Genomic DNA, 22077 nt, shown 5'->3' on the forward strand with positions numbered 1-22077 from the left:
CAATCTCTATAAAATCAGTCAATTACATAACCGGCAAGCGAGAGATGCTCACCCGTTGTTCAAATCTGTTATCTGGCGGCAAACTTATTCACCGCGATCGAAAAAGCTCCCCAGCGTCCCCAACTCCCGGGTGCGAGGGATGGCGGGCAGACTCTTGATAAAGGTGGCGCCGTAAGGTTTGTTGACCATTCGTGGATCACAGATCACCAGCACCCCGTGATCACTGCGATCACGAATAAGCCGCCCCACCCCCTGTTTGAGGGCAATCACCGCCTTGGGCAACTGCAGCTCGGCGAAGGGATCGCCCCCCTTGAGCTTGCAATCATCCACCCGCGCCTTGAGCAGCGGATCATCGGGGCTGGCAAACGGCAGTTTGTCGATGATAACACACGACAACGCCGCCCCTCGCACGTCGATCCCCTCCCAGAAGCTGCTGGTCGCCACCAGCACGGCGCGGCCATTTTCGACAAACTCCTTGAGCAGTCGCTGCTTGTTATCCTCCCCCTGCAGCAGCACGGTGCGGCCAATCTCCCGGCGCAACACCTCGGCCACCTGACGCATCACCTGATGGCTGGTGCAGAGGAAGAAACAGCCCCCCGGCGTCTTGTTGATAAGCGGGATCATCAGATTGGCCAGCTGCTCGCCGCGACCAAAAGCGTTGGGCTCCGGCAGATAGCGGGGCACACAGAGCCGCGCCTGCTCGCTGTAATCAAACGGACTGTCGAGGATAAGCTCGGCGCTGCCCGCCAGCCCCAGCTCGGCCTTGAAGTGATCAAAACGCATGTCCACCGTCAGGGTGGCGGAGGTAAAAACCCAGGCTACCTCCGGTTTTTGCACCTCGGCACTGAATCGCTCGGCCACCGACAGCGGCGTCAAGTTGAGGGAAAAATGCAGTCGCGAGCAGTCATACCAGTAAGAGAAGCCGGTCTGATTGACCGCCAGCACCTCGCCAAGGCGGGTGCGCAGCTCGCAGATCCGCTCGAAGGCGTGATCCAGCTGCTCACCACGCCCGAGTGCGAGTTTGAGCACCTCGTAGCAAAGCCCGATGGCATCGTTAAGACGAGCCAAGGCCTGCCCCCAAAGCGATTGGCGCAGCATGTCGCGGGTATTGCCGCGACCACCATCCACCCCGAAGGCAAGCCGCAGATCCTGACTGGCGATGGAGAGCCGGTCCGCCGCCTTGCCGAGCTGGGCCATGTCGTGCGCCTCGGCCCGATAGGCCAGCTGGATATCCTGCGCCAGATCCTGAATGGTGCGGCTGCCCACCGACTTGCCGAAGTAGTTGGTGGCGATCTCCGGCAGCTGGTGCGCCTCGTCAAAGACATAGACTTGCGCCTCCGGCACCAACTCGCCAAATCCGGTATCTTTCACCGCCATATCGGCGAAGAAGAGGTGATGATTGATCACCACCACCTGGGCATCCATGGCGCGGCGACGGGCCACCACCAGATGGCAGTCGTCGTAATAGGGGCAATCGCGACCAAGGCAGTTGTCGTTGGTACTGGTGACATGAGCGAGGATCTCGGCGTTCTCCTGCAATCCAGGAATATCCCCCACATCACCGTTATCGGTGGCAGTAGACCAGGATTTGACCTTCACCAGATCGTTGAGCACTTCAGGCTTTTGCAGATGGGATTCGCTCAAGAGCCGGTTCATCCGCTCGATGCAGAGATAGTTGCTGCGCCCCTTGAGCAGGGCCACCGGCGGGGTATAGGAGAGCGCACCTGTGATGGTCGGGAGATCCCGATAGAAGAGCTGTTCCTGCAGGTTTTTGGAGCCGGTGCTGATCACCACCCGCTTGCCGGACTCCAGCGCAGGCACCAGATAGGCGTAGGTCTTGCCCGTGCCGGTCCCCGCCTCCACCAGCAGACGGCCACCACTCTTGATGGCGCGTGCGACCGCTTCGGCCATCTCCAGTTGAGGAGCGCGTGCTTTGAAACCGTCAATATGGCTGGCCAGAGGGCCATCGGGCTTGAACAGGGTCTGGATGGTCAAAAGGGCGTCCCGCAGCAAAAGCGGCCATTATGCCAAAAGCGCGGCAAAAGCGGGACAGATAATCTGCCTAGACGAACAGATCGATCTGATGGTCGGGATCCGGTTTGTGATCGTCCTCTTCCGCCTTTGGCTGATCACGCTTGGCGGGCGTGCTATACGCCTGCTGGCGCTGTTGGGAGTCACTGTTATCAGTGCTGGTCTTGCGCAGCTGATGTTTCTTGCTGATCTGGTTCACTTCCCGCTTGATCTCTTCGCTGCCGGGCGCGGCGGGTGCCCGGGGCAAAATGGGGAACAACAGGTCCTGGCTGGGCATGATGGCGACTCCTGCAGGGGTTATTGTCTAGTTATCGACCAGAAAACCGTTTTCTCCACTTTAATCGATCAAATCACAGTTTCCGGTTGCATTTTCTGTCAAGGCAGGTAGTTTAAATCAGGCGTCAATTACGACATCTTATTTTGTAAAGGATTGATTACATGAAGTTCACCACCCTGAAGACTCATCACCACCATCATCCCGACTAGTCTTTCAGGAGGTTGACTGCTGGAAGACACTTAACTGGTGACTTCCAAAAGGACCGCAAGATTCATAAACCCTCGGAAGCACACACTTCCGAGGGTTTTTTCGTTTTTGACTAGAAGGAAATCGAGCAAATGGAAACACAACGTCTGCGTATCGCCATGCAAAAGTCCGGTCGTCTGAGCCAGGACTCCCAAGCCCTGTTCAAGAGCTGCGGCCTCAAGATCAACCTGCGCGAGCAGCGCCTTATCGCCCATGTCGAGAACATGCCTATCGATATTCTTCGGGTGCGCGATGACGATATCCCGGGTCTGGTGATGGAAGGGGTAGTCGACCTTGGCATCATCGGCGAAAACGTGCTGGAAGAGGTGCAGCTTATTCGCGCCTCACAGGGACTGCCCTTCGAGGTCAAAACCCTTAAGCAGCTGGACTTCGGCGGCTGCCGCCTCTCGCTGGCGGTGCCGGAAGATGTGACCTACACAGGGCCACAGAGCCTCGCCGGCAAGCGCATCGCCACCTCCTACCCCGGGCTGCTCAAGCGCTTTTTTGACGAAAAGGGTCTTGGCTTCAAGAGCGTGATGCTGGGCGGCTCGGTAGAAGTGGCTCCCCGTGCGGGCTTGGCCGATGCTATCTGCGATCTGGTCTCCACCGGAGCCACGCTGGAAGCCAACGGTCTGAAAGAGGTGGAGGTGATCTACCGCTCCAAGGCGGTACTGGTACAAGCCCCCAACCCCTTGTCCGATGCCAAACAGAAGCTCATCGACAAACTGTTGCCCCGCATTCAGGGGATGCAGCAGGCCCGCGAGAGCAAGTACATCATGCTGCACGCCCCCAAAGACAAGCTCGATGCCATAACCGATCTGCTGCCGGGTGCCGAGCGCCCCACCATCATGCAACTGGCCGGAGACACCAATCAGGTGGCCCTGCACGTCGTCTCCAGCGAGACCCTGTTCTGGGAGACCATGGAGCAGCTCAAGGCTCTCGGCGCCAGCTCCATTCTGGTGCTGCCCATCGAAAAAATGATGGAATAAGGAAGGGACATAATGCAGACCCTGATCTGGAAGACCCTCTCCCCCGCCCAGCAGGCCGACGTACTTACCCGTCCCGCCCTCAATGACGAGGCCGATATTGGCGCCGTGGTGCGGGAGATCATCGCTGCGGTACGTAGCCAGGGCGATGAGGCCCTGCGCGAGCTGAGCCTGCGCTTCGAGCGCGCCCCCCGTGAGCAGCTGCGCGTCAGCGAAACCGAAATTGAAGCTGCCTGCGCACGACTGGATGACGACATCAAAAACGCCATCGAAGCAGCGATTGCCAATATTCGCACCTTCCACGCCGCGCAAGTGCAGCCGGTAGTGCGGGTGGACACCCAGCCCGGGGTGGTGTGCGAGCTGCGCACCCAACCCATCAGCCGGGTCGGCCTCTATGTGCCGGGGGGCAGCGCGCCGCTCCCCTCCACCGTGATGATGCTGGCCATTCCAGCAGCTATCGCCGGTTGCCGTGAAGTGGTGCTCTGCACCCCGTCCCCCGCCAGCGACGAGATCCTGTTTGCCGCTCGCGCCTGCGGCGTCGAGAAGGTGTTCGCCATCGGCGGCGCCCAGGCCATCGCCGCCATGGCTTACGGCACCGAAAGCATTCCCAAGGTGGACAAGATCTTCGGCCCGGGCAACGCCTATGTGACCGAAGCCAAGGGGCAGGTTTCGCGCGACTGGCGTGGCGCCGCCATCGATATGCCAGCCGGTCCCTCCGAGGTACTGGTGATTGCCGACGAGAGCGCCACCCCGGCCTTTGTGGCGGCGGATCTGCTCTCCCAAGCCGAGCACGGCCCCGACAGTCAGGTGGTGCTGGTGACCACCTCGCCGCTGCTGGCCGATGCCATCGCAGGAGAAATCAAGAGCCAGCTGGCCAAGTTGAGCCGCCGCGATATCGCCGCGCAGGCGCTCGGCAGCAGTCTGGTGATCCTCTGTGAGGATCTGGCCGAGGCGTGCGCCATCTCCAACGCCTACGCGCCGGAGCACCTGATTGTGCAAACCCGAGCGCCCCGTGACCTACTGGATCAGCTTGAAAATGCCGGTTCCATCTTCCTGGGAGCATGGACCCCCGAGTCGGTCGGCGATTACGCCAGCGGCACCAACCACACCTTGCCCACTTATGGCTATGCCCGCACCTGCTCCAGCCTTGGCCTCGCCGATTATCAGCGCCGCTACACGGTGCAGGAGCTGAGCGCCGAAGGTATTCGCGGCCTTGGCCCCATTGTCGAGCGCATCGCAGAGGCCGAAGGGCTTGATGGCCACAAAAATGCCGTCACCCTCAGGTTGAACGCCCTGGCCGCCGCGCCCCAACAAACAGCACAGCAGAAGGATTTGTCATGAGCATTGCCAATCTGGCGCGCCGCGTGGTGCGGGCCCTCACCCCTTATCAATCCGCCCGCCGCATCGGCGGCAAGGGCCACGTCTGGCTCAACGCCAACGAGGCGCCGCAGGCCTATCCCTTCACCATCGAGGGGAGCCGTCTCAACCGCTATCCCGAACCCCAGCCGACCGAGGTGGTGAACGGTTATGCCGCCTACGCCGGAGTCAACCCCGATCAGGTGCTGGTCAGCCGCGGCGCCGACGAGGCCATCGAGCTACTAATCCGCACCTTCTGCGAGGCAGGTGAAGATCAGATCCTGATCTGCCCACCCACCTATGGCATGTACGCCATCAGCGCCGAGACCTGCGGCGTCGGCATCGTCGAGCAGCCGCTGACTGCCAGCCGCCAGCCTGACTGGCCCGCCATCGCCGATCGCCTCAGTGACGTGAAGCTGGTGTTTCTCTGTTCCCCCAACAACCCCACCGGGGATCTGGTGGGTCGCGATGGTCTCATAACCCTGCTGGAAAAAGCCCGGGATCGCGCCATCGTGGTGGTGGACGAGGCCTATATCGAGTTCTGCCCCGAGGCGTCCGTGGTGGACCTGCTAACCCGCTTCCCCAATCTGGTGGTGACCCGCACCCTATCCAAAGCCTTTGCGCTGGCGGGGATCCGCTGCGGCTTTACTCTGGCAAGCCCAGAGGTGATCGCCATGCTGGCCAAGGTGATCGCCCCCTATCCCATCCCCGAGCCCATCGCTCAGATCGCGGCGCAAGCACTCTCCCCCATGGGACTGGAGCTGATGCGCGAGCGAGTGGTAGAGCTCAACAAGCAAAAAGCCGCCTTCAAGGCAGCGCTGGCCAAGCTTGCCTGCGTGAAGGAAGTGTTCGAAGACAAGGGCAACTTCGTGCTGGTGCGCTTTGTGGATAGCGCAGCCGTCTTTGCCGCCATGAAGGCCGCCGGCATCATCCTGCGGGATTTCTCGACCAAGCCGGGCCTTGATAACAGCATTCGCGTCACCATCGGCTATCAGGGCGAGATGGATGCCGTGCTGGCGGTATTGCGTGATCTGCCCTCTCCCACTTTGTAAGACAAGGATGTAGCGATGAAGACCCCGTTTTTGTTTATCGACCGCGACGGCACCCTGATTGAAGAGCCGGTCACCGACAAGCAGGTGGATAGCCTCGCCAAGCTGCGCTTCGAACCCATGGTGATTCCGGTGCTGCGCGAGTTGCAGGCCGCTGGCTACGTGCTGGTGATGGTAACCAATCAGGATGGGCTGGGCACCGCCAGCCTGCCGCTGGAGAACTTCCAGCCACCCCACGACCTGATGATGCACCTGTTTGAATCGCAAGGGGTGAAGTGGGAACAGGTGCTGATCTGCCCGCACTTCCCCACCGACGGTTGCAGCTGCCGCAAGCCTCACCTCGGGTTGGTGAAGGAGTACCTCGCCTCGGGCCGCATCGACTTTGCCAACTCCTTCGTTATTGGTGACAGACAGACCGATCTGCAGCTGGCCGAGAACATGGGCATTGGCGGTATTCGCTACCACCCGCAGGATCACGACTGGCTCGCCATCCGTGATCAACTGCTCACTGTTCTCAGTCCAGATAAGGGCCGCGTAGCCTCGGTGGAGCGCAATACCAAAGAGACCCGCATTCAGGTAGCTGTGGACTTAGACCCTTCTGCCACAAACAAGAGCTGCGGCAACCAGATCGCCACCGGTATCGGCTTCTTTGATCACATGCTGGATCAGATCGCCACCCACGCCGGTTTCCAGCTCAAGCTGAACGTCAGCGGCGATCTGCATATCGACGATCACCACACGGTAGAAGACGTGGGGCTGGCGCTGGGTCAGGCGCTGCGCCAGGCCCTTGGCAACAAGCGCGGGATCGGCCGTTTCGGCTTCGTGCTGGCGATGGACGAGGTACAAGCAGTGATCGATGCGCGCCCGCTGACCGAGCAGGAGGTGAGCACAGCGCTGGATCTCAGCGGCCGTCCCTACTTCGTGTTTGATTGCCCGAGCGGCTTTGGCCGCGACAACGTGGGCGAGATGGCCACCGAGATGGTGCCCCACTTCTTCCGCTCACTCTCCGATGCCATGGCCATCACCCTGCAGATGAAGGTGGGCAGCGGCAACACCCACCATCAGGTGGAGGCGCTGTTCAAAGGCTTTGGCCGCGCCCTGCGTCAGGCCATTCGGGTGGAAGGGAGCGAGCTCCCCTCCAGCAAGGGAGTGCTGTGATGGATGTGAGCAAGCAGAAGCTGGTTATTATCGACACCGGCTGCGCTAACTTGGCCTCGGTCAGGATGGCATTCGAGCGCCTCGGCGTGCAGCCGCTGGTCTCCAGCCTGGCCGCCGATATCGAACAGGCGGACAAGCTGATCCTGCCCGGTGTAGGCACAGCGGTGGCGGCTATGAAGAATCTCAACGAACGGGGGCTGGTGCCCCTTATTCGCGCCGCCAAGCAGCCGCTGCTGGGTTTTTGCCTCGGCATGCAGATGCTGGCGGAGGCCTCCGAAGAGAGCATGGGCACAGAGGGCTCGCCAGATACGCTTATCGACTGTCTTGGCATAGTGCCGGGCAAGATCCGGTTGATGGAAGTTGGTAACCTGCGCCTGCCCCATATGGGCTGGAACCAGATTGAGCACGACGAGACCCATCCTCTGCTCAAGGGGATCCCGAGCGGCAGCTACTTCTACTTCGTTCACTCCTATGCGCTGGAGGTGACCGGGGCAACGCTGGCGACCTGCGACTACGGCAAGCCTTTCACCGCCATCGTGGGCGGGGTTGCAGAGCGCAGCAACTTTTTTGGCGCCCAATTCCACCCGGAGCGCTCAGGCGCAGCCGGTGCCCGCCTACTGAAAAACTTTTTGGAGCTGTAACAAGGATGATTATCCCAGCCATTGACCTTATCAACGGTCAGGTAGTTCGCCTCTATCAGGGGGATTACGAGCAGAAGACCGAATACAGCAGCAGCCCGCAGGCCCGCTTCGATGAATATGTCTCCCAGGGGGCGGTGCAGCTCCATCTGGTGGATCTGGACGGCGCCAAGGATGCCAAGGCGCGCCAGTTGCCCCTGCTGACCCAACTGCTGTCGGCCACCGAAGCGCCGGTTCAAGTCGGCGGCGGCGTTCGCACGGAGCAGGATGTGGCAGATCTGCTGGCCGCCGGTGCCAGCCGGGTGGTGATTGGCTCCACCGCGGTCAAATCCCCGGATCTGGTGGCGAGCTGGATGGAGAAATACGGCCCCGAGCAGATCGTGCTGGCGCTGGACGTCAACATTGATGAGCAGGGCAATCGCCATATCGCGGTGGCAGGCTGGCAGGAGAACAGCGGGGTGACCATCGAAGCGCTGATCGAGCGCTTCCTCCCCGCCGGTCTCAAACATGTGCTCTGCACCGACATCAGCCGTGACGGCACCCTGGCTGGTACCAACGTCGAGCTCTATCGTGATCTCTGCACCCGCTATCCGAGCGTCGCCTTTCAGGCCTCCGGTGGCATTGGCGGCATAGAAGACATCGAGGCGCTCAAGGGCTCCGGCGTCAAGGGGATCATCCTTGGCCGCGCCCTGCTGGAGGGCAAGTTCTCGGTAGGTGACGCCATCGCCTGCTGGCAAACTCCGGCGGCCGATACCACAGGAGGCAACTGATGCTGGCAAGACGCATAATCCCCTGCCTCGACGTGAAAGATGGCGTGGTGGTCAAAGGAGTGCAGTTTCGCAACCACGAGGTGATGGGCGGCATTGTCGAGTTGGCTCGCCGCTACGCCGAAGAGGGCGCCGACGAGCTGGTGTTCTATGACATCACCGCCTCCAGCGATGCCCGGGTGGTGGACAAGAGCTGGGTGAGCCGGGTGGCGGAGGTGATCGATATCCCCTTCTGCGTCGCCGGTGGCATCAAAAGCGTCGAAGATGCCCGCCAGATCCTCGAGTTTGGCGCCGACAAGGTCTCCATCAACTCCCCGGCCCTTGCTGACCCGACCCTGATCAGTCGACTGGCCGAGCGTTTTGGCGTGCAGTGCGTGGTGGTGGGCATTGACTCCTACTTCGACGCCGACACGGGCCACTATCAGGTCAAACAGTTTACCGGTGACGAGAGCCGCACCCGCACCACCGCCTGGCACACCCTCGACTGGGTAAAGGAGGTGCAAAAACGCGGCGCAGGCGAAATCGTGCTGAACGTAATGAATCAGGACGGCATGCGCCAGGGTTATGATCTCGACCAGCTCAAGCTGGTACGCAGCGTCTGCAAGGTGCCGCTGATTGCCTCCGGTGGCGCCGGTGCCATGGCGCACTTTCGCGATGCCTTTAGCCTCGCCGATGTGGACGGGGCGCTGGCAGCCTCTGTGTTCCACAAAGGCCTTATCCCCATTCCCGAATTGAAACGCTGGCTGAAAACCGAAGGAGTCGCCATCCGTGAATAACTTCTCTGATAACACACAAACAACCGCCAGCGAGCGCCCCCTTGCCGAACAGCTCGATTGGGAAAAGTGCAAATGCGCCATGATCCCCCGCCCTGAGTGCCGGTCTGATAATAGAGGAGCCGATACCCGTGCATAATTCCAACATTTTAATTGAACAGCTCGACTGGGAAAAATGTGACGGCATGATCCCCGCCATCGTCCAGCACGCCGCCAGCGGCGAGGTGCTGATGCAGGGCTTTATGACCCGTGAGGCGCTGGAGAAGACCCAGACCACCGGTCAGGTCACCTTCTTTAGCCGCAGCAAACAGCGGCTCTGGACCAAGGGTGAAAGCTCGGGCAATGTGCTCCAACTCGTGGCCATCAGCACCGACTGCGATCAGGACTCCCTGCTGATCGCCGCCAACCCCGTCGGCCCCACCTGCCATAAAGGGACTACCTCCTGCTTCCATGGTCACCCGCTGCCGCCCCTCGGTTTTCTGGCAGAGCTGGAACAGGTGTTGGCCGCCCGCAAAGGGGCCGATCCGGCCACCAGCTACACCGCCAGCCTCTACGGAAAAGGCACCAAGCGCATCGCCCAGAAGGTTGGTGAGGAAGGTGTGGAAGTGGCGCTGGCCGCCATGGCCAAGGATCGGGAGGAGCTCATCAACGAATCCGCCGATCTGCTCTACCACCTGACCGTACTGCTGCAAAACGAAGGGTTGGGATTACAGGATGTAGTGCAGCGACTTTATGAGCGGCATAATAAATAATCTGATAAGAAAGCCGGGTTATCCCGGCTTTATTTAGTCAAGATGTACGGCCAGCTCAACCAAATTTTTATATAGAGAAAGATTACACTCTAATAAAGAGAGTTCTTTTTTGGCTAAAATAGCATTTTCTTGCATATTCAGAGTTCCATTCGCAACAAACTTCTCAACAATCTCTTTTAATTCACGATCATTTCCATGTCTATATAAATCATTCAACATAAACTGATACGAGTAACATATTATTTCACCAAGGGAAACCTTGTAAAAGGTATCCTCAAATGGATTCTCTATATCACTTTTTCCTTGTGTACGAGATACAACGCTTCCAATTTCAGTGTTAGCTCTAATAAAAACATCCATAGTCACATCTTTTTTAAGACTAATTTTATGCGCAAGAGTTTTTTCATTGAGTTTATCTTGAGCGTATGAAAGAGTACCATCAGAAACACCAGAGTATAATTGATAGTCTTTTTCATGTAATGCGAAGAGATACATAAGAAAAACTAGGTTAACTTTTCTTCTTGGTTTTCGCATAACAAAAAGCAAACGATCTATGATTTGTTCTGTTTGCCTTAAACTTAGTTCTAAACTATCACTAACCGCAGTAACTACTTCCAATAAGACTCGCTGATTGATCAATTCAGGCCACACCATCGTTGAACCATCTGGTAATGTCCTAACTTCTAATATATTAGAGATGAATTCACGTCTGGACTTTCTATTTAATGTAAACCTTCTCTGAAAAAATCGCCCAAGATAATTTTGGGCATCAAATCCTTCGCCATAAATGACCTTGATAGCATGCTGTAACTGCTCAGTATCCGTTGCCAATACAAACACCACACCTTTAATATCAAAGATATGCTTGATGGTTTCCAGCATTTCCACTGCATAAGAGGGACGACAACGATCCAGCTCATCAATCAAAATAAAGGCGGGATAATCCAAGCGACCTTGCCCATCCAACTGGTCTAAGTTTGCTGAAACTGCCGCTTCAACCCATTTCCGGATCTCTTGTTTAAGATACTGGATAGATTCATAACGCTCTTTGTGATTGCTACAAAGCGTATCAACCAGCTTATCTGCATCTTCTCCTTCCACAGAAAAATCACTATCTTCCAGTCCAGCTTTTTGAATGGCTGACTTGAGTACCAATTTTCCACCAACCTTGAGCAACCCCAATAACTTGGACTTGATGCCATCAGGTATGGCAACCGTCTTTCCTGTAGCATCTCTCAATTGCTCAATAATCGATGAAATCACCGTCAGCAAGGGATCATCGGAAAAGTCCTGCTGCCAGGCATCGATATAGACGGTGGGATAGTGCGCTTTCAGCTCCATATACCAGCGCTTGATAAACCAGGTTTTACCCGCCCCCCATTCGGCATTGAGGTTGAGCACATAGTTGCGCTGCTTGCCTTCGGTGGCGAGGTAGTTGGTCAGAAATTTGGCATAGCGGGCGCGTTCCAGCCGATCACCGGCCAACTCTTCACCGCCCGCAATAGCCCCCGGCCCGTCCCACTTGATTGCTGCATCCCATTCAAACGGTGCCACTGCCATCTCGAACCTCCCCATGTTGCGTTGCAGGGATGATATCAGGGGCACCGTGAAAATAGTTTGATTAAAGACCTGTTTGTTTCTCCTGTTCTCCCTTCGAACCAACGGGATGTCATCTCTATTGATGGATTGGAAAGTAGCGCAGAGCTCGCGGCCGGTGTCATCTGAACAGGCATAGACTCAGCTGATTTCCTTTTCCCCCCAACCATGTGACATAACGCAGAACCTGCAGAAATAAACGCGAAATATGTCGAGATCAGTGCTTAATTTAAAGCAGTTGATGCAAATTGGTCTATTTTGTTCAGCCCACTCATCGCAACGACCCAAGGATGGCCAACGCCATGAAGGATGACCCCTTCTCTCCCCGATTACAGCATGAACTGGATCACCTCAAATCCATCTTCAACGAGACGGACGTCTACATGTTTACCAAGGATCTGGATGGCCGCTACACCTACGCCAACCAGGCTGTGCTGGAGCTGTTTGGCTGCACACTGGCCGAGTTGCAAGGTCAGGATGATCGTGGCTTCTTTGATCTCGAGTACTCAGACAACCTGCAAAACAATGACCGGCAGGTACTGGAACAGCGGGTGGCGATTGCCCGAGAGGAGGTCAATTACCTGAAAACAACCGGTGAAAAAAGGGTCTATTGGAGCGTAAAAAAGCCAATGTACGACAGGGATGGCAACCTGAGCGGCCTGTGTGGCATCTCCACCGATATCACCGAACACAAACTGATCGAGGCCCGCCTGGCGGAGCAGCACAAGTTACTGGAGATCATCCTCGCCAACGTCGATGCCCATATCTATATGAAAGACAGCCAGCACCGCTTTCTCTACGCCAACCAAAAGGTCTCCGATCTGCTCGGTGTGCCTGCCGAGCAGATCATCAACCGGCGCGATGACGAGTTGATTGCAGCAGCCAACGCCTGCAAGCTGTGGCGACTTGACGATCGGGTATTCGAAACCGGTGAACTGCAAGCCGGAGAAGAGACGCTAACCGATAGCGAGGGTCATCAGCACTACTACTGGTCAGTCAAGGTACCCTTTATGCTTGCCAATGGTACGCCAACGCTGATCGGTATTTCATCCGATATCACCGAACTGCATCAGCTCAAGGAACAACTGCACCAGCAATCGGTACGGGACAGTCTCACCAGCCTCTACAACCGTCGTTTTTTCTTCGAGATGTGCGACAAGAACCTGAGCATGAACATGCGCCACCACCTCACCTCGGTGCTGATGGTGCTGGATGTGGACCAGTTCAAGAGCATCAATGATCGTTATGGCCACCCGCTAGGGGATCGGGCGTTGATCCATCTTGGCGAGGTGATGCAGTCAGTGCTGCGCAGTGAAGATGTGCTGGCCCGGATCGGTGGCGACGAGTTTGCCATTTTGCTGCCCAACACCACGCTGTCGGCCGCATCATCGCTGGCCGAGCGGTTACGCCAACATGTGATGCAAAGTCCCTTGCCCCTGCCAGATGGCGATGAGCGGATCATCACCATCAGCGCCGGACTGGTGGAAAACAGGGAGGGTGAACAGATGGAAAGTCTCTATGCCCGCGCCGATCAGATGCTCTATCAGGCCAAGCAGGCAGGTCGCAACTGCGTCGCCAGCAAGGAGAGATAGCAAACCAACCAACTGGAGGGCTCCGCCCTCCAGTTATCTTCCCCCCTTGCCATGCCCGGTAGTGATAACCGCCCCTACTCCAGTTGCTTTCGCAACACATACTTTTGAACCTTGCCAGTGGATGTCTTGGGCAAGGGCGTGAAGATAATGCGCTTGGGCGCCTTGAAGTGAGCCATCTGTTCCCGACAAAAAGCGATAAGCTCCGCCTGGGTAATATCTCGCCCCTCCTTAAGCTTGACGAAAGCACAGGGCACCTCACCCCATTTGTCATCGGGCATGGCTATCACGGCGGCCTCGTCCACATCGGGGTGGCGATATAGCACCTCTTCTATCTCCAGACTGGAGATGTTCTCCCCGCCCGAGATGATGATGTCTTTGGCTCGGTCCTTGATCTCCACATAGCCGTCAGGGTGCCACACCGCCAGATCGCCGCTGCGAAACCACCCCTCCGCCATCGCCTCGGCGCTGGCCGCGGGATTTTTCAGATATCCCTTCATCACCACATTGCCGCGCAGCACTATCTCCCCCATGGTTTTGCCATCTTTGGCCACCGGCTCGCCGGTGACGGGATTGATAACCCGTATCTCTCCCTGCAAGGGAGAAGCCACCCCTTGACGAGCCTTGAGACGAGAAAGGGAGACCGCATCTTGCCCCTGCCAGCTTTTTTGCGGTTCGCACAACACGCAGGGGCCATAGGTTTCAGTGAGACCATAGACGTGAGTCACAGCGATCCCCATCGCCTCCATCCCGGCGATCACGGTCGCTGGCGGCGCCGCCCCAGCCGTCATTACCTGAATGGGGTGATCCAACCCCTGCTTGAGCGCTGGATCGGCGTTGTTGAGCATATTGAGCACGATGGGGGCCGCGCAGAAGTGGCTCACCTTGTGCTCGTGCAGCGCCCCGTAAATGGCGGCCGCCTGCACATGGCGCAGACAGACACTCACCCCGGCAGTAACCGCCAGGGTCCAGGGAAAGCACCAGCCGTTGCAGTGAAACATCGGCAACGTCCAGAGATAGACCGGATGCTTGGGCAGCTCCCAAGAGAGCACATTGTTGATGGCGTTGAGGTGGGCCCCGCGATGGTGATAAACCACCCCCTTGGGATTGCCAGTGGTGCCCGAGGTGTAGTTGAGCGAAATAGCCTGCCACTCATCCTCTGGCAACCAGCCGGGTTCATCACCGTTGCCAGTGGCAATAAAGGCCTCATAGGTCAGTTCACTGATCAGCGCCCCCTCCCGGTAGAGGGGATCATCGATGGCGATGATCAGCGGTTGGCTCTCCAGCAGATCCAGCGCCCTGCGCACCACTGGGCCAAACTCCCTGTCCACCAGCACCACCTTGCTCTGGGCATGCTGGAAGATAAAGGCCATCGACTCGGCATCGAGCCGGGTATTGATGGTGTTGAGCACGGCGCCGCTCATGGGCACCCCAAAGTGCGCTTCAAACATCGCCGGAATATTGGGAGCAACGATGGAGACGGTATCCCCCTCCCCGATACCATAGCGCCGTAAAGCAGAAGCAAACTGGCGACAACGGTGGGCGGTCTCACCCCAGCTCTGGCACAGCGAGCCATGGATCAGCGCCGGATAGTCGGGATAGACCCGCTCCGCCCGCCCCAAAAAGCTGATGGGGGTCAGGGGCTCGAAATTGGCGGCGGCTTTGGCAAGGTCGCGCTCATAGATGTTCTGCACTGTCATCAGGTTCCTTCCTCACAGGTGGCACAAAACGGGCAGTTCCGGGATCATTCCGAGATCAACAAGCGACATGGGCATCCTGCCCGTTGCTGGTCTCTTATAGGGATGACAGCCTAACAGGGCGCCAGTGGCGGCAGGTATTAGCAAAACGTCTTAGAGCAACACCCGAAGGATATGTGCGAGGAGAGTACCGACAAGAGAGCCCCCGCCAATGGCGGAGGCTTTACCGCAATCATCGTTAGTGACGCACCCGTCCCTGCTGGCGGAAGCAGAATAGTTTGAGACTGATGTCGGCGATATCCGCGGGTAACTCCTCTCCCTGTTCGGCAAGAGGCTGGTAGAGCGATGAGAGCAGACGTTCGGCCTGCTGCGCGGTGATGATGTTGGCCTGGATGGCCGGGGTGATCCAGCTGGGTAACATTGACATATCTCCCCCTCATTGATCCGGTGGTCGAAGGTGCTTATTTCCGTCGTCTTCAGGTGGTGCTAATCCTGCCTTACCCCTGCCGACCCGTTCACCCTCTGCCTACCACCCAATCAAAGCAAAATGCTTGCCGTAATCTCTTATCGGCCAACATCCAATGGAGCTATAGCCATTTATCAGCCACTTGCGGGCCATATCAAGGGGCTGCAAGTCAGCCAGGCCGCGATCACTTGAGCGGTTACCGTCAGCAGTTTGCCGTTCTGGCAGGCTATCTGCTCCTCTTATTGCAAAATGCGACTCAAAACGCTCCTTACCTCCCGTTTATCTCCTCTCCTGCGCCGGAAACTGGTCACTTTTACACCGTTGTCGCCAAAGTCAGACACTTTCTCTGGTGGCTGTTTTTTGACCTTGCCAGCTGTTGTCGCAAGCCCGCTCCCCTCGCCTTGTCCGGCCAACCGGTTATGACAAGATGGCGCCAGATTGGAACAGCCCGGATGGGTATGCAGGAGAACAATAAAATGAACAGATCCATGATGGCAGGTATCGGTATTGGCGTGGCATCGGCACTGGCCTTGTCGGCGGCCGCCAGCGGCTCACTCTTCACACCCGCTCCTACCTTCGCCGAGGTCGTTGCCAGCAAACCGATCACCGAGACGTTCAAAAGCCCCAAACAGACGTGTCGTAACGTCACCGTGACCCACCGCAAGCCGGTGCAGGATGAACACAAGATCCTCGGCACCGTGGTCGGGGCCGCGCTGGGTGGCGTACTCGGTAACCAGTTTGGCGGGGGCAGTGGCAAGAAGGTGGCGACCGCAGCCGGAGCGGTCGCGGGGGGGTATGCCGGTAATCAGGTGCAGGGCAATATGCAGGCGGGAGATACCTATACCACCACCGAGCAGCGCTGCAAAACCGTGCAGGAGAGCAGCACCCGCACCATTGGTTATGATGTGACCTATCGCCTCGCAGGTCAGGAGGGGGTGATCCGCATGGCACAGGCACCGGGGGCAACCATTCCGGTCAAGGATGGCAAACTGGTGATCGACCAGCCAAAAGGGTAACCACTAGACCCCTTGCAAAGACAGGCCCGCCTCTCTCTAGGCGGGCCTGTCTTTATGAGCTATTGCCATGTTTGCATCACAGGGATGCAAACCGTTCACACTCCTGTTATCCCTCCTTGCAGCATTTTTTCACCGCCCGCACGATGTTCTGATAGCCGGTGCAGCGACAGAGGTTACCGGAGAGACCACGGCGGATCTCCGCATCCGTCAGCGGACGGCGCTCGGTCTTGTCGAGCAGGGCCGCGCTGGCCATCACCAATCCGGGGATACAAAAACCGCACTGTACCGCCCCTTCGTCGATGAAGGCCTGCTGCACATCGGAGAGTTCATTCCCTTTGCGTTCCCCCTCTACGGTGCGAATGGATTTACCATCGGCCCACACCGCCAGATAGAGGCAGCTGTCGATGGCGGTACCATCCACCCGCACGGTACAGGCGCCGCACTCACCGACACTGCACCCCTCTTTCACACTGATCAGCCCCTGCTGGCGCAGGAAATGAAGCAGCGACATGGTCGGCGACACTTCATAGGAGTAGGGTCTGCCGTTGATCTCGCAATGGATCTCCACGGTAGGACAAGTTTGCGATGGCATCATAGGATCTGGCCTCCGGCACGTTCGACTGCGCAGGCGACCACCCGCTGCGCCAGGGTTTTGATAAGGTGCAGGCGAAACTCTTTCTCCGCCCGCCAGGAGGATCGCGGCGCAACATCGGCCACTACTGCCTCGGCAATGGCAGCCAGGGTAGCACGGGTCAAGGGCTGACCTTCAGCGGCAGCCTCCGCATGGGGAGTACGGATCGGGGTCGGCGCCGCAACCCCGTAGGCCAGTCGCAAACTCTTGAAGTGGCCATTCTCAATCTGGCAGTAGGCGGCGCAGCCAATGGTGGCAATATCCATGGCATCGCGCATGGCGTACTTGAAGTAGTGGGAGCCAACATGAGGATGGGGATCCGGCGCGAAATGAAACGCGACCAACACCTCGGCAGGCTGCAGTGCCACCTTGCCAGGACCGGTGTGAAAACCGGCGATGGGGATACGACGAGTACCATCCGGCCCGGCGATCTCCAGCTCAGCCTCCAGCGCCACGGTCGGCGCAGCCGAGTCGGCACTGGTGGCGCCGTTGCAAATGTTGCCGCCATAGGTCGCGACGTTACGGATCTGCGGACCAGCGATGGTCGCCGCAGCCTCTGCCAGCATGGGCAGACGACGCTGCACCAGCGGATGCTCGATAATCTCGGTAAAGGTGGTTCCGGAGCCGATGCGGATCGAGCCGTCAGGCAGTTCGCTCACCCCTCTGAGTTCCGGCAAATCGTGAATATCGACAATATGGCGATAAGCCGCATTGAGATGATGCAACTGGATCATCACATCGGTCCCCCCCGCCAACAAACGGGCCTCGGGATCGGCCTGACGCAGTGCCACGGCTTCGGCCACGCTATGGGCCTTGTAGTAACGGGCAATATCAAACATGGCGGTGCTCCTCGCTGGACCCTTCATCAATCAATCCCGCTCGGGCAAACTCCCGATAGAGCGTCTTGGGTGTAATGGGCAACTCGTTGATGGCAACCCCGGTCGCCATGCGGATCGCATTACGAATGGCGGGGCCCGGTGAGATGATGGGCGGTTCCCCCAGCGACTTGTGACCATAAACCGATTGAGGTTCATAGGTCTGGACAAATTCACACTCCAGCTCGGGCAAATCCAGCATGGTGGGGAACTTGTAGTCAAGCAGGTTGGGGTTGCGTACCACGCCGGTTTTGGCGTCGATGATCAGCTCCTCGAACAGGGACCAGCCAATCCCCATCCCCATGCCGCCGTGCACCTGCCCTTCCGCCAATTGCGGATTGAGGATCTTGCCTGCATCGTGCAGGTTCATAATCCGATTGATGGTCACCTTGCAGAGATCGATGTCAACGCTGAGATCGACAAAGGTGCAACCAAAGCTCGGCGGGTTGGTGGTGGTCTTGTGGGAGACTTCAGAAGTGATCTGGCCCCCGATGGTGAGGTGGTAATAAGCATTGACCGATACCTCGGCCACGCTGATCAACACCTTGTCCTGCGCTCCGGCCAGCACCACGTAACCGTCGACCAGGGTGAGCGATCCCACATCCTGATGACAGAGCTGGGCAGCCAGCGACAGGATGCGCGCCCGCAATTGCAAGGCGGCCTGATGAATGGCGGGAGCGGCAACATAGCTTTGACGGGAACCAAAAGAACCCGGATCATAGGCCGTGATGTCGGTATCCTGAGTCGAGATGACCCGGATTTGCTCAAACGGAATACCCAGGGTCTGGGCGGCCATCTGGGCAAAGACGGTATCCGACCCCTGCCCAATCTCGGTGGCACCGATCTGCAGATTGACGGTACCATCCTGGTTTAGCAGCATGCGGGCACCGGCAATCTCGACCCCGACCGGGTAGGTATTGGAGCCATAGCTAAAGCAGGCTACCCCGACCCCGCGCCGAACCCGGCTAGCCGGATCCTGCGCCAGACACTCGGCCCGCAGGCGATCCCACTCGAACAACTCTCTACCACGCCGCAGGCAATCGGCCAACCCGGCACTATAAATGGTCTTCTGGTTGACCTGATTGACATCCCCTTCCCGCGCCACGTTGGCGATACGCACATCAAGGGGGTCGAGGCCCAGCTTGGCGCAAGCGTCATCCATCATGCTCTCGATGGCGAACACCACCTGAGGCGCCCCGTAACCACGCATGGCACCAGCCGTCGGCAGGTTGCTATAAAAGGTGCGGGCATCGTAACCGAAGGCGCTGCGCGGGTAGAGATAACTGATCTTGTTACCACCGGCACTGGCGATAGAGTGGCCATGAGAGGCATACCCGCCCGTATTGGAGAGAACATCGAGCTGATAGCCCTTGAGCGTGCCATCCCGATCCAGCCCCAGCTTGCCTTCAATAGTAAAACCGTGGCGAGTTCTGGAGGCAAAGAAGCACTCTTCACGGCTCAAGGTCACCTTGACCGGCACACCGCCGAGCTTGTAGCTGAGAAACGCCGCCATCGGCTCTTCCAGCACATCCTGCTTGTTGCCAAACCCACCGCCGATATAGGGCTTGATCACCCGCACGCTCGACCAGGGCAGACCGAGGGATTTGGCCACTCGGCTGCGCACGATCTGGGGGATCTGGGTACTGGAAACCACCACGATATGATCCGCCTGATCCATATAGGCGTAGCAGGTCACTGTCTCCAGATGGCAATGCTGCACCACCGGGGTCCGATAGTGACCCTGAAGTTGCAAATCGGCCCCGGCAATGGCCTGCTCCGGCTCGCCCGCCCGCAGCTGACTTTGCCGCAACAAGTTGCCCGTCGGGTGAATGGGGTGAGCCCCCTCAGCCAGCGCACTCTGGGCATCGGTCATCACCGGCAGCGGCTCGTAGGTCACCTTGACCAGCGCGGCGGCCTTTTCGGCGACCAGCGGATCACGAGCCACCACGATGGCGACGCCATCGCCGAAGTGGCGCACATGGTCGGTGAGCAAGCGTCTGTCTTTCACATCCCGCTTGGCCTCATCGAGAGACCAGGCGTGGCCTGCGGTACGATAACAGGCAGTGGGTACATCTTCGTGCGTGAATACGGCCTCGACCCCGTGCAAGGCCAGAGCCTCGCTGGCGTCGATGGAGAGTACCTTGCCGTGAGCGATATTGCTGCGCACGTACTTGGCATGCCGCATCCCGAGCATGATGCTGTCATCGGTATAGCGGGCACTGCCAGTCGCTTTAGCTTCGGCATCGACCCGCTTGAACGGTAATCCTATGGACATATGCAAGTCCTTTTTCGAAGGGAAAAACTAGAACCGGTATAAAAAACAGCAAGATATGCGCCTGTTTCCCGCAAGCTCGACAGCAATGGGAAGAAGTGTGAAGAGGATCCCAACTAAACCTGCTTTCAGCCACCATCGCGGCAAACCGGGGAAAAGAAGCAAGAGATAGCGGCGAAACATCAGGCAACAGGCGGGTCAACGCGGTGCAACAGCTATCAATCTGGTAGAGGTTTTTATCAAAATGGTAGCAAGGTGACACTGATCAGTACCCACAAGGTGATAGGCAGGCACCGGGCAATCACCATAAAAAAGGGGCCGCCTGAGCGACCCCGAAATGGGCGGGTTATCCCTAAATAGCCCACCCCCCAGCATAGAAAATCACCAGCGCCACAGCGATGATGACAGTCCCCAGATTCAGTTTGTGCCACTCTTTGGCACAGACTCGGCCAATCACCAGCGAACTGAAGCCCAGCATGATACCGGTGACGATATTGCCGGTGAGCACGATAAAGACCGCACAGACCAGGCCGGACATGGCACCGACGAAATCGTTGAAATCCAGCTTGCTCACATTGCTCAGCATCAGCAAGCCCACATACATCAGCGCTGGCGCAGTAGCATATCCTGGCACCAGATAGGCGAGCGGCGAGAGGAACAGCATCAACAGGAAGAGAATGCCGACCACGGTCGCCGTCAAACCGGTACGCCCACCCGCGGCGGTACCTGCAGCGGATTCGATATAGACACCGGCAGGCGCCGTTCCGACCACACCAGACAAAATACTGCAGACAGAGTCAGAGGTTAGCGCTTTGCCGCTATTGATGATGTGACCATCCTTGTCCAGCAGGTTAGCCTGCCCCGCCACCGCGCGGATGGTACCAGTGGCATCAAATACTGCCGTCATAACCAGCGCCAACAGGCTGGGGATCACCAGCGGCGAGAGCGCCCCCATGATATCCAGACTGAAGATCAGAGACTTGCCCTCCCCATCGGCCAGACTCGGCATAGCCACCAGGCCGTGGTACGTCACCGCCGGATCTATCGCGAGACCAAGCAGCGAGATGGCGATAATCACCAGCAAAATACCACCGGGCACTTTGAGCTTCTCAAGACCGAAGATCACAGCCAGCCCGATCAGTGTCATGACAACGGGCAAGGAGGTGATGGAGCCCAGGGTCACCGGGAATCCGTCCATCGGATTCTTGATAACCAACCCCACTCCGTTGGCAGCAATCAGCAGCAAAAAGAGTCCGATCCCGATCCCCGTGCCATGGGCAATCCCGGTTGGCAGGTTGTTGATGATCCAGGTACGGATGCCCGTCGCGGAGATAATGGTGAACAGGATCCCCATCAGGAAAACCGCCCCCAGCGCCACCGGTACCGGAATATGTTGGCCCAGCACCAGGCTAAACGCCGTGAAGGCAGTAAGCGAGATAGCGACCCCAATCGCCATGGGCAACTTGGCCCACAGCCCCATCAACAACGAGCCCAAACCGGCCACCAGACAGGTCGCCACAAACACGGCCGCAGGCGGAAAACCGGCCTTGCCCAGCAAGCTGGGAACCACGATCACCGAATAAACCATGGCAAGGAAAGTCGTCAGCCCCGCCAGCACCTCCTGCCTGACATTGCTGCCCCGCTCACTGATCATAAAGTAACGGTCAAGAGCACTGATTGGTTGTTGCTGCACTGCATGCTGGCTGGCATCACTATTGGCCAGCTCTTCCACGCTGTTAATCCTGCTATTTGCTTGGGTCATACCCAACTCCTTCACAAGCACCTGAATGTTCCATCACAAAATGGCGGCAGGATCTGTGGGTCTGTCTATCGACACGCTGTCTGTTGAATGACAGAGACCAGGACGGGCAGCAGTGACTCAAACGTTTGCCTTGCTGGTCA

Annotated in this window: 19 protein-coding genes and 1 other annotated feature; of the genes, 10 read left to right on the forward strand and 9 right to left on the reverse strand. The window is 58.0% G+C overall.

All coding sequences use genetic code 11. The features are described 5' to 3' along the window. Positions 1-84 precede the first annotated feature (84 nt). Complete coding sequence (locus tag ACE1BR_RS14610; protein ID WP_374871456.1) at positions 85-1995, reverse strand: ATP-dependent DNA helicase; 1911 nt, start codon at positions 1993-1995, stop codon at positions 85-87. Between the two features lie 67 nt (positions 1996-2062). Continuing rightward, complete coding sequence (locus ACE1BR_RS14615; protein ID WP_075113349.1) at positions 2063-2308, reverse strand: hypothetical protein; 246 nt, start codon at positions 2306-2308, stop codon at positions 2063-2065. Positions 2309-2492: 184 nt separating this feature from the next. Then, positions 2493-2617: a sequence feature (His leader region), on the forward strand. 29 nt (positions 2618-2646) lie between these two features. Between ACE1BR_RS14615 and hisG the strand changes: the two genes are divergently transcribed. The 8 genes from hisG to hisIE all read left to right on the forward strand — a co-directional run bounded on the left by hisG (position 2647) and on the right by hisIE (position 10033). Then, the gene (gene hisG / locus ACE1BR_RS14620; protein ID WP_005352174.1) at positions 2647-3543 is read left to right on the forward strand and encodes an ATP phosphoribosyltransferase; all 897 of its coding nucleotides are present in this window, start codon (positions 2647-2649) and stop codon (positions 3541-3543) included. A gap of 12 nt (positions 3544-3555) precedes the next feature. Then, a complete protein-coding gene (gene hisD / locus ACE1BR_RS14625) occupies positions 3556-4881 on the forward strand; it encodes a histidinol dehydrogenase (RefSeq protein WP_374871458.1) in 1326 nt (441 codons plus the stop codon). After that, positions 4878-5948, forward strand: a complete 1071-nt coding sequence (gene hisC / locus ACE1BR_RS14630; protein WP_374871460.1) for a histidinol-phosphate transaminase — start codon at positions 4878-4880, stop codon at positions 5946-5948. The genes hisD and hisC overlap by 4 nt, the downstream gene beginning before the upstream one ends. Positions 5949-5963: 15 nt before the next feature. Beyond that, positions 5964-7103 (forward strand): bifunctional histidinol-phosphatase/imidazoleglycerol-phosphate dehydratase HisB, encoded by a 1140-nt coding sequence (hisB, locus tag ACE1BR_RS14635; RefSeq protein ID WP_374871462.1) that lies wholly within the window; start codon positions 5964-5966, stop codon positions 7101-7103. Next, positions 7103-7744, forward strand: a complete 642-nt coding sequence (hisH, locus tag ACE1BR_RS14640; RefSeq protein WP_374871464.1) for an imidazole glycerol phosphate synthase subunit HisH — start codon at positions 7103-7105, stop codon at positions 7742-7744. The genes hisB and hisH overlap by 1 nt, the downstream gene beginning before the upstream one ends. Before the next feature lie 5 nt (positions 7745-7749). Next, entirely contained in the window at positions 7750-8511 is a 762-nt protein-coding gene (hisA, locus tag ACE1BR_RS14645) for a 1-(5-phosphoribosyl)-5-[(5-phosphoribosylamino)methylideneamino]imidazole-4-carboxamide isomerase (protein ID WP_374871466.1), read from the forward strand. Beyond that, a complete protein-coding gene (gene hisF, locus ACE1BR_RS14650) occupies positions 8511-9284 on the forward strand; it encodes an imidazole glycerol phosphate synthase subunit HisF (protein WP_374871468.1) in 774 nt (257 codons plus the stop codon). Before hisA ends, hisF begins: the two co-directional genes overlap by 1 nt. A 128-nt stretch (positions 9285-9412) precedes the next feature. Continuing rightward, complete coding sequence (gene hisIE / locus ACE1BR_RS14655) at positions 9413-10033, forward strand: bifunctional phosphoribosyl-AMP cyclohydrolase/phosphoribosyl-ATP diphosphatase HisIE (protein WP_374871470.1); 621 nt, start codon at positions 9413-9415, stop codon at positions 10031-10033. A gap of 33 nt (positions 10034-10066) precedes the next feature. Here the strand turns inward: hisIE and ACE1BR_RS14660 are convergent, their stop codons facing one another. After that, complete coding sequence (locus tag ACE1BR_RS14660; protein ID WP_374871472.1) at positions 10067-11593, reverse strand: P-loop NTPase fold protein; 1527 nt, start codon at positions 11591-11593, stop codon at positions 10067-10069. 326 nt (positions 11594-11919) lie between these two features. Here ACE1BR_RS14660 and ACE1BR_RS14665 point away from each other — a divergent pair, with 326 nt between their 5' ends. Next, positions 11920-13221, forward strand: coding sequence for a diguanylate cyclase (locus ACE1BR_RS14665; RefSeq protein ID WP_374871474.1), 1302 nt, complete (start codon positions 11920-11922; stop codon positions 13219-13221). Positions 13222-13295: 74 nt separating this feature from the next. Here the strand turns inward: ACE1BR_RS14665 and ACE1BR_RS14670 are convergent, their stop codons facing one another. Then, the gene (locus ACE1BR_RS14670) at positions 13296-14918 is read right to left on the reverse strand and encodes an acyl-CoA synthetase (protein WP_374871476.1); all 1623 of its coding nucleotides are present in this window, start codon (positions 14916-14918) and stop codon (positions 13296-13298) included. A 235-nt stretch (positions 14919-15153) separates the two neighbouring features. Continuing rightward, positions 15154-15342, reverse strand: coding sequence for a hypothetical protein (locus ACE1BR_RS14675; RefSeq protein WP_374871478.1), 189 nt, complete (start codon positions 15340-15342; stop codon positions 15154-15156). Positions 15343-15857: 515 nt separating this feature from the next. On the opposite strand from ACE1BR_RS14675, the gene ACE1BR_RS14680 reads away from it, so the two are divergent. Beyond that, positions 15858-16397 carry a glycine zipper 2TM domain-containing protein gene (locus ACE1BR_RS14680; RefSeq protein WP_374871480.1) on the forward strand — a complete coding sequence of 180 codons (540 nt, stop codon included), beginning with the start codon at positions 15858-15860 and terminating at the stop codon, positions 16395-16397. Positions 16398-16503: 106 nt separating this feature from the next. Here the strand turns inward: ACE1BR_RS14680 and xdhC are convergent, their stop codons facing one another. The 4 genes from xdhC to ACE1BR_RS14700 all read right to left on the reverse strand — a co-directional run bounded on the left by xdhC (position 16504) and on the right by ACE1BR_RS14700 (position 21829). Further along, a complete protein-coding gene (gene xdhC / locus ACE1BR_RS14685; RefSeq protein WP_374871747.1) occupies positions 16504-16989 on the reverse strand; it encodes a xanthine dehydrogenase iron sulfur-binding subunit XdhC in 486 nt (161 codons plus the stop codon). After that, positions 16989-17867, reverse strand: a complete 879-nt coding sequence (gene xdhB, locus ACE1BR_RS14690) for a xanthine dehydrogenase FAD-binding subunit XdhB (RefSeq protein WP_374871482.1) — start codon at positions 17865-17867, stop codon at positions 16989-16991. Before xdhB ends, xdhC begins: the two co-directional genes overlap by 1 nt. Then, on the reverse strand, positions 17860-20178 hold the full coding sequence (gene xdhA, locus ACE1BR_RS14695) for a xanthine dehydrogenase molybdenum-binding subunit XdhA (RefSeq protein ID WP_374871484.1): 2319 nt from the start codon (positions 20176-20178) through the stop codon (positions 17860-17862). The genes xdhB and xdhA overlap by 8 nt, the downstream gene beginning before the upstream one ends. Before the next feature lie 349 nt (positions 20179-20527). Beyond that, entirely contained in the window at positions 20528-21829 is a 1302-nt protein-coding gene (locus tag ACE1BR_RS14700; protein ID WP_374871749.1) for an NCS2 family permease, read from the reverse strand. Between the last annotated feature and the right edge of the window lie 248 nt (positions 21830-22077).

Origin of the sequence: Aeromonas sp. MdU4, assembly GCF_041929505.1 — a bacterium.
Taxonomy (GTDB): Bacteria; Pseudomonadota; Gammaproteobacteria; order Enterobacterales; family Aeromonadaceae; genus Aeromonas.